We start from the raw sequence: 8,730 nt of genomic DNA, 5'->3' as shown, positions 1-8,730 counted from the left end.
GCTGTAATTATTTTTGTCGCCAGCCTGGTTATTCCGGTCGCGAAAGTTTTAACACTGGCGGTGTTGTTGCTACTGGCTCAAAGGCAAACGCCGGCCATTGTCCAGAATCGCTTATTATTGTTTAAAGTAACCGACTGGATAGGACGTTGGTCAATGATTGATATTTTCGTTGTAGCAATACTGGTCGCTTTAGTTCGGGGTGGGACTGTTATGTCGGTATATCCTGGCAGTGCGGCAGTGTCCTTTGCAGCTGCTGTTGTTCTTACTATGCTTGCAGCTATGAGTTTTGATACGCGCTTATTCTGGCGAGAGGCACATAAATGACTGAAAATTCGACAACCCGGGTTCGCAAAACCGTAGGTATCTCTCCGGTTTGGATTGTGCCATTGCTGGCGTTGCTGGTTGCACTTTGGATGGTTTGGCAGGATACCCGGGGCGCAGGCCCTACCATTACTATTGAAATTGCGGACGCTGAAGGTCTTGAAGCCGGGAAAACTCAGGTGCGGGTTCGTAATGTCGATGTTGGCCAGGTTACCGAAGTTCGGTTATCCGATGATTTTTCTTCGGCAGTGGCTGAAGTCGCTATGAATGAGGGTACTGAAAGGATGCTTAATGCCGATACGCGTATTTGGGTGGTTAAACCCAGAATTGGACGGCAGGGCGTCAGCGGTTTGGGAACCTTGCTTTCTGGCGCTTATATTCGATTGCAGCCTGGAGACTCAAAAGATCAACAATTTCACTTTAAAGCATTAGAGCAGCCCCCGGTAACGCCTCAGGAAACACCGGGACGCCGTTTAACCCTCACAAGCGAAGGGCAAACAAGCGTTACTGTAGGGGACTCAGTTCAATACCAGGGGTTTACCGTTGGCCAAGTTGAACAAGCCGAGTTTTTAGTGGATGAGCGAGAAACACGTTACCAAATTTTTGTAAAAGCGCCGTACGACGAGTTAGTTACTCAAAATACACGGTTCTGGTTGCAGCGTGGGGTATCTATTCAATGGAACTCCCAGGGGCTGGACTTAGCACTTGGCTCGTTAGAGTCGCTGTTGGGTGCCAGCGTAACTTTTGGTGTGCCTGAGGGGCAGCCCAGGGGGGATAAGCTGACAGGCGAGCAGAATTTTGAGTTATTTGAAAGCCTTGAGGAAGCAAAGCAGCAAGGCTATATCCATGGTATTGACTACGTTGTACTGTTAAATGAGTCTGTTTCCGGACTGGATAAAGGTGCCCCGGTACAATTTAAAGGGGTACGTGTTGGAACGGTCAGGGAAGTCCCTTTGCGCTGGTTCCCGGATGAGAGTGAAGAAGCGCCTTTAAAGCGTATTCCGATACTGATTCGGTTTGAGCCTGAGCGTTTAAGAGGCTTGGTCGCAAATACCGATATTGAAAGTTGGAAAGATCGCTTACCTGACTTATTCGAACAAGGATTAAGAGCGAATATCAGGGCGTCAAACCTGCTAACAAATACGTTATTTGTTGATGTTAGGTTTTACCCGAATGCACAACAAGCTGATGTTGCGGAGACTTTTGCCGGGCATCCGGTCATGCCGGCTATGGCCAGTGACTTCACACGGTTAGAAGAAAAGCTGACGGAACTGATGGATAAGTTTAATGCACTTCCTCTTGAGCAAGGGTTGAGTGACTTCTCAGGAGCAATGCAGTCGGTTGATGAAACCGCACAGAAGCTGGAAAGCGTTTCTGATAGTCTGACTAGAATTGTCGAGCAGCCTCAGGTGCAACAGCTGCCAGAGTTATTGCAACAAAACTTGATTCAGTTGAAAGAGCTAACGGGCAGCGTTAGTGAAGGGTCTCCAACCCTGCAGCAACTCAACCAGACATTAAATGAAATTGAACAGCTTTCACGTGAGTTAAAGCCTGTTATTGAACTTTTGCAGGAACAACCGAATTCACTTATTTTCAGCCCATCTGTTGAGCCTGATCCGGAGCCAAAAGCCTATGAATAATGGATTTATTGTCAGAGTACTAAAGTTGGTTGGTCTGACCGCTATAGGGGTCTTAATAACGGGGTGCTCTTCTAACTCATATGAAGTGACTCAATACCGGCTGCCTCATCTGAGCCAGTCAGCGGAGGCGCTTTGCCTGGCAAATAAACGTCCGGTTTTTGTAGGTGATTCTGCGTCAAAGCCTGGCTTACAGCTGCAGCAAGATGAAACTCGTTGGCATAGTGCTCGTCAGCATCGCTGGAGTACGCCCTTAGCTCACCAACTGCAACGCAGTGCTCAGAGGTTATTGCTTACTGACGATTGCGCCGGGAAGTTAACCATTTGGGTTGACGATTTTTACGGAAGCAATGACTCAAGAGCTGTTGTTGCCGGGCATTGGCAATATCAAAGTACCGACGCTCAAATTGTTCTTGAGGGAGCTTTTACCGAGAAAGTTCCACTGAGAAACGATGGTTACCCGGCGCTGGTTAACGCACTCGATACGGCCTGGCTGAATGTGATGGACACGATTAGCCTGGGTGTTGGCGATAAAGTGGCGCGTTAGAAGCGCCACTCACCACTTATTTGTATACCGACTTCGTTGTCGTAACTGCTGCTATCAATATATTGCAGCGAAAGTTTAATCAACCCTGAAAATGCCGGTTCTGTTCTTCTCAGCAGAGCTCTCGATAAGGTCTCATCGTTTTTCTTTTTACTGTGGCTCAGTAATGCCGTCCAGGCCGAGCCGTCAGCAGAAAACTGACGATAACTTGTCGATACGGTCTGACTTTGGCGTGGGAATGGAGATCCGGGATTACGTTGGTGATGTAAAAAGTACTGTTTTTGGTTTTCATCTAACGAGTAAAAGTCATGCTCTGTTCCGCCATCAAGTTGGCTGTACTCAACAGTTACACTGTGGCGACGCTCAGTTGAGCCGGTCATCCATTGCGCCCCCAGGGTATATGCAGGCTTGTCATCGGTTTCCAGTTTACGGTCAATGCCGAGTTCAGCGTAAGCTGAAAACTGATGCGCTCCCCAGTCAAAACCCGTTCGGGCGTCGGCTGTTAACATACGGTTATCCGGCCGGTTATCAGCACTTTGCTCAATAGCACTGATACCAAACCACAAATGCTGAAATAACTGACTGGAAAAGCGGATACCGTTGACCTGATAGTAATCACTGTAACCATCATCCTGATAAGCACTAAACAAACTAATTTTAAAAGGGTTCATTCCCGCAGGAGGATAGTCCGGAGCATAGTCGATTCGAATTTTAGGCATAGGGCGTGCGTTATTTGAAAAAAGCAGACTGCTATGTTCTGCCGGCCCCCAGCGTAAAGGTAGAGAATCCAGGCTGAAACTCCAGTCATTGAGGTTATAAGCCAGGTAACTGCCATCTAATGTTTTCTTATGGTCACCTTCGAAAGGGTCCTGACGGTAGTTTACCTGAATTCTTGCTGCCCAGTTGGTACCGTGCAGACTCCTGCTTAAACTGATTTTACCTTCTTCATAAATATCATCACCGTAGTCCTGAACGACTTGCTCACTGTCCGTTGCACCAATGTACCAACGTGTTTTAGGGCCGGTCTGAGCTTGCGAAAGTTGATGGCGTACATGCCTTAGAGCCAGTTGTTGTGTTGTGCTTAGCTCTTTTATTTCAAGCGCATCGAGCTCGGGTAAAAGGCTTTTCCAGGTAACCGGAAATTGTTGTATCGGGGTTTTAATCAGTCCAGACTCCGCCAAAACTGTCAGGCTATTTCGTAATTCGACATCATTAGCTTCAATCCAGACGGAACTGACAGCTACAGGAGTAAGAAGTAAGCTAAAACTACCGATTATGAGCGTATTGCGAATAAATGAGTTGGATGACATGAAACTGATTTGAATCCCTATGACAAATTGCATTCTATATTGCCAGAAATTTTAACACTAAGACAACGGTTTATCTGAGCTTTTCAGTTATAATGTGAAGCTCCGGAGGTTTGGTTATGACTTTTAAAAATATTTTGTTTTGCGTGCTGTTCTTGCCGCTGCTGATTGGCTGTAGCCAGGAACAGTCAACAGGTTTGCGCAGTGCGGAAGTAAAAGCACTGGATGAAAGTATGTTACCAGATGAGCGCTGGCAACTGAGTAAGGCGACAATTGAGGTTAGTTTTTGTCGGGATCGTGTTAATGAATCGTTGTTGGGATCAAAGTCTGAATTAAGAGGCTGGCGCTTGTCAGGCGAAAGCACAGCCTTTCCTCCCTATAGGAAAGAGGGCTTAAAGGCATTGGCAAAACTGTTTGAGGAAGCGGATATATTGCTATGGCAGATAGAAGGAAATGTGAGCGCTCAGCGTTACCACATTGTAAAACCTTCCGGAGATTCCAGGGGGAGCGTTGCTGATGCCGTTTTCCCCGCGGTCGTAACCTTATCTTCCATTCCAGAGGTTTGTTATGTGGCTGTGGATGACTCTGAATATTAAGAAAACTTTATTTATTGAAAATTCGTAGAGTTAGGTTGTTATTCGTAAAAATTTTCTGCGGTTCGACAGAACTCAACTAAACTTGTTACTTAAGGCGAACGCAGAGGGGATCAGTTATGTCTATCGGGTTAATTATTGAGAATAAATTGAGAGAAGCGTTCACACCAGTTCATCTGGAAGTGGAAGATGAAAGCTATATGCATTCAACCGGTGCTAATGCTGAGTCTCATTTTAAAGTGACTCTGGTAACGCCAAAATTCAGCGGGGAAAGGTTAATTAACCGACACCGCGCGGTGAATAAAATTTTAGCAGACGAATTGATGAACCATATTCACGCTTTGGCTTTGCACACCTACACGCAAGGCGAATGGGAGCAGCTAGGTGAATCTAGGCGCTCACCAAATTGCCTCGGTGGGTCAAAAATAGCGACAAATTAAGAAAAAATACGCATGTCTGATGTGTTCCTGCGTTCGCATTGGTTACAATAGCCAAAATAATGCGAACAACAGGGATACATCACTATGATCATTAAGCCAAAAATTCGCGGTTTTATCTGTACTAATGCTCACCCGGTGGGCTGTGCTGAAAACGTTAAACGTCAAATCGAATTTGTCCGTAACCAATCTCCTATTTCCAATGGCCCTAAAAATGTTTTAGTCATAGGCTGCTCAACAGGTTACGGGCTTGCGTCAAGAATTACCGCTGCGTTCGGCAGTGACGCCCATACACTGGGTGTGTGTTTTGAGAAAGAACCCACTGAAAAGAGAACAGCAACAGCAGGCTGGTACAATACCGCGGCTTTTCATCAGCAAGCGGATAAAGCCGGCTTAGCTTTCCATTCTATTAATGGCGATGCTTTTTCTGACGAAATTAAGCAGGAAAGTCTCGATTACATTAAACAAAACATGGGTAAAATAGACCTCGTGGTTTATAGCTTGGCGTCACCTAAGCGTAAAGACCCCGAAAGCGGTGAAGTCTATAGCTCCGTATTAAAGCCAATTGGCAAACAGTACACCACCAAAACTTACAACACCGATAAAGATCAGGTGCATGAAGTGACGCTTGATCCTGCGACCGATGACGATATCGCGAATACCGTTAAGGTAATGGGTGGTGAAGACTGGGAACGTTGGATTAAAGCCTTGCACGACGCCGATGTGTTAGCTAAAGACTGTCAAACAACGGCTTACACCTATATTGGTAAAAAGCTGACGCTTCCAATTTATGGTCATGCGACTATCGGCCGGGCTAAAGAAGATCTTGACCGTGCTGCTTCAGAGCTGGTTTCTGAACACGATGACCTAAACCTGAAAGCTTATGTCTCCTCATTGAAGGCACTTGTTACTCAGGCAAGTTCTGCTATCCCGGTAATGCCTCTTTATATCTCTTTAATTTATAAAGTAATGAAAGAAGAGGGCACGCACGAAGGCTGCATTGAACAAATTTATCGGCTATTCACAGAAGGTCTTTATAACAGCAACCCAGAGTTAGATGATGCTGGCCGCCTGCATATGGATGGTTATGAAACCAACGATAAAACTCAGGCTAAGGTCGAGGCGCTTTGGGAACAGGTAACGCAGGACAATTTCCATCAACTTGCTGATTATGAAGGCTACCATCAGGACTTCTTACATTTATTCGGTTTTGGCTTCGATAATGTTGATTACGATGCTGATATTGATCCAAAAGTAAACTGGTAAGCGTTGTGGGAAAAATGCTAAAATCCCATCGATAAGTGTGGAAAATATTTCAGGTTGCCGATAACAAGCACCCCTGGAGGGGGCTGCTTGTGTCGGTAACTATTTGATTATTCAGGTTTCCAGTCTTAGTGGCTGGTTGTGATGAATCTTCCCTTAACGAGTAGTGCAAACGCATATGATTACGATCAAGAAAGGGCTGGACATCCCTATCAAAGGGGCGCCCCAGCAAAAACTATCCGACGGTAAGGCTGTGACGACGGTCGCTACCCTAGGTGAAGAGTACGTGGGTATGCGCCCAACCATGCACGTGAAAGTCGGTGATCAAGTTAAAAAAGGTCAGTTGATTTTCGAGGATAAGAAAAACCCTGGTGTCAAATACACAGCCCCTGGTGCTGGTGTAGTTAAAGACATCCTGCGTGGTGAGCGTCGAGTACTGCAGGCCGTTGTTATCGAATTGGAAGGTGATGATAAAGTCACTTTTGATAAGTTTGATAGCGATAAACTTAACTCATTAGGTCGTGAAAAAGTTCAGGACATTTTGGTTGAGTCGGGTCAGTGGACTGCGCTTCGCACCCGTCCTTACAGTAAGACTCCGGCATTAGACGCAGAAGCAAGCGCTATCTTCGTTAATGCAATGGACACCAACCCACTAACGGGTGACCCGACTTTATTTATCAATGAAGAAAAACAGGCTTTTATTGATGGTTTGAACGTATTGTCAAACCTGACTGAAGGCAAGTTGTTCGTTTGTAAATCGGGTGATGCGGAAGTCGACACTGGCAACGCTGATGTCACTTTAGAGTCCTTTTCTGGTCCTCACCCTGCAGGTTTAGTTGGTACTCATATACATTTCTTGCAGCCTGCGAGCATTAAACGTCCTGTATGGCACATTGGTTATCAAGACGTCATTGCATACGGTAAATTATTTACCACAGGTGAAGTTTTTACTGACCGCGCAGTGGCAGTTGCTGGTGAAGGTGTTAAAGAACCTCGCTTGGTTCGTACCCGCTTAGGTGCAAACCTGCATGAGTTGACCGACGGTGAGCTTAATGGCGACAACTTGAGAATTATTTCAGGCTCAGTTTTGCATGGGCATACTGCAGATGATGATCATGCCTGGTTAGGTCGGTTCCATAATCAAGTCAGCGTAATTCCTGAAGGTAATTATAAAGAGTTTCTGGGCTGGATACGTCCTGGCTCCGATTTGCACTCGGTTACCCGCGCATACGCAGGACATTTCAATCCGAAAAAACTTTTCAGCATGACGACATCGCTGAATGGTTCTTCTCGTTCAATGGTACCTATTGGAAATTACGAACGAGTAATGCCACTAGATATTCTGCCAACATTGCTATTGCGTGATCTGCTATCAGGAGACACTGATGAAGGTCAGCAATTAGGTTGTCTGGAGTTGGACGAAGAAGATCTCGCATTGTGCACTTATGTTTGCCCTGGGAAATATGAATATGGCCCGGTGCTGCGTGACTGTCTCACTAAGATTGAGAAAGAAGGCTAACCCATGAGCTTGAAAGACACTCTCGAGCGTATTGAACCGCACTTCGAAGAAGGCGGTAAATACGAGAAGTGGTACGCGCTTTATGAAGCCGTAGCCACTGTTTTGTACACACCTGGTACCGTGACTAAGTCGGCTACGCACGTTCGTGACCGTATCGACCTTAAGCGCATTATGATTTTGGTGTGGATGATGACCTTCCCGGCCATGTTCTGGGGTATGTATAACGTTGGTAACCAGGCTGCTATGGCCTTGGTTAATGGCTATGAACTCGCTGATATCTGGCAGGTTGGCTTGTTCCACCTGTTTGGTGGCGAGTTGGGGGCTGACTCTGGCTGGATAGCCAAAATGTGGTATGGCGCCTGTTTCTACCTGCCAATTTATGCGGTGACCTTTATTGTCGGTGGTTTCTGGGAAGTATTGTTTGCGTCAATTCGTAAGCACGAAGTTAACGAAGGTTTCTTTGTTACTTCGGTTTTATTCTCATTGATTCTACCGGCAACAACGCCGCTATGGCAGGTTGCTCTGGGTATCACTTTTGGTGTCGTTATTGGTAAGGAAATTTTCGGTGGTACTGGCCGTAACTTCCTTAACCCGGCACTAACGGGTCGTGCATTTTTGTACTTTGCTTACCCTGCAAGCATGTCTGGCGACTCAATCTGGACCGCGGTTGATGGCTTCTCAGGTGCGACTAACCTGGGTAAAGCTGCTTTGGGTAATATGAATTACGGCGACACCGAGCTTTGGTGGGATGCGTTCTTAGGAAACATCCAGGGCTCAGTAGGTGAAGTTTCTACACTGCTAATTTTGATTGGCGGTTTAGCATTAATTTATTTCCGTATAGCCTCCTGGCGTATCGTGTTGGGTACTTTTGTCGGTATGGTTCTGTTCTCCGGATTATTGAACCTGATTGGCAGCGAAACTAACCCAATGTTCGCGATGCCTTGGTATTGGCACTTAGTATTGGGTGGTTTTGCCTTTGCGATGATGTTTATGGCAACTGACCCGGTTTCTGCGTCCTTTACTAATAAAGGGAAGTTCGCGTACGGCTTGTTGATTGGTTTTATGACGGTCATGATCCGTGTTATTAACCCGGCATTCCCGGAAGGCAT

General features: G+C 46.1%; 9 protein-coding genes. 8 read left to right on the top strand and 1 reads right to left on the bottom strand.

The features are described from left to right. The 3 genes from B3180_RS09275 to B3180_RS09265 all read left to right on the top strand — a co-directional run. Nucleotides 1-324 (top strand): paraquat-inducible protein A (locus tag B3180_RS09275; protein ID WP_286844188.1); only part of this gene is annotated, 324 nt, incomplete at its 5' end. Further along, nucleotides 321-1,961: an intermembrane transport protein PqiB gene (gene pqiB / locus B3180_RS09270; protein ID WP_278358333.1), complete on the top strand. Its 1,641-nt coding sequence runs from the start codon at nt 321-323 to the stop codon at nt 1,959-1,961. The genes B3180_RS09275 and pqiB, both read left to right, overlap by 4 nt. Continuing rightward, nucleotides 1,954-2,505 (top strand): PqiC family protein, encoded by a 552-nt coding sequence (locus B3180_RS09265; RefSeq protein WP_278358334.1) that lies wholly within the window; start codon nt 1,954-1,956, stop codon nt 2,503-2,505. The genes pqiB and B3180_RS09265 overlap by 8 nt, the downstream gene beginning before the upstream one ends. Here the strand turns inward: B3180_RS09265 and B3180_RS09260 are convergent. Beyond that, complete coding sequence (locus B3180_RS09260; RefSeq protein WP_278358335.1) at nt 2,502-3,812, bottom strand: capsule assembly Wzi family protein; 1,311 nt, start codon at nt 3,810-3,812, stop codon at nt 2,502-2,504. The two genes, B3180_RS09265 and B3180_RS09260, sit on opposite strands and share 4 nt — an antisense overlap. Before the next feature lie 116 nt (nt 3,813-3,928). On the opposite strand from B3180_RS09260, the gene B3180_RS09255 reads away from it, so the two are divergent. The 5 genes from B3180_RS09255 to B3180_RS09235 all read left to right on the top strand — a co-directional run. Beyond that, nucleotides 3,929-4,405, top strand: a complete 477-nt coding sequence (locus B3180_RS09255; protein WP_199494590.1) for a hypothetical protein — start codon at nt 3,929-3,931, stop codon at nt 4,403-4,405. Nucleotides 4,406-4,521: 116 nt separating this feature from the next. Further along, nucleotides 4,522-4,842 carry a BolA family protein gene (locus B3180_RS09250; RefSeq protein ID WP_054486905.1) on the top strand — a complete coding sequence of 107 codons (321 nt, stop codon included), beginning with the start codon at nt 4,522-4,524 and terminating at the stop codon, nt 4,840-4,842. Nucleotides 4,843-4,926: 84 nt separating this feature from the next. Beyond that, nucleotides 4,927-6,105: an enoyl-ACP reductase FabV gene (gene fabV, locus B3180_RS09245; protein ID WP_199494591.1), complete on the top strand. Its 1,179-nt coding sequence runs from the start codon at nt 4,927-4,929 to the stop codon at nt 6,103-6,105. A 175-nt stretch (nt 6,106-6,280) separates the two neighbouring features. Further along, nucleotides 6,281-7,621, top strand: a complete 1,341-nt coding sequence (locus B3180_RS09240; RefSeq protein ID WP_199494592.1) for a Na(+)-translocating NADH-quinone reductase subunit A — start codon at nt 6,281-6,283, stop codon at nt 7,619-7,621. Between the two features lie 3 nt (nt 7,622-7,624). Then, on the top strand, nt 7,625-8,730 hold a 1,106-nt coding region (locus B3180_RS09235; RefSeq protein WP_286844182.1), incomplete at its 3' end, for an NADH:ubiquinone reductase (Na(+)-transporting) subunit B.

It is taken from the genome of Idiomarina sp. UBA4206, assembly GCF_002383015.1.
Taxonomy (GTDB): Bacteria; Pseudomonadota; Gammaproteobacteria; order Enterobacterales; family Alteromonadaceae; genus Idiomarina; species Idiomarina abyssalis.
This window is presented reverse-complemented; position numbering and strand designations above follow the sequence as displayed.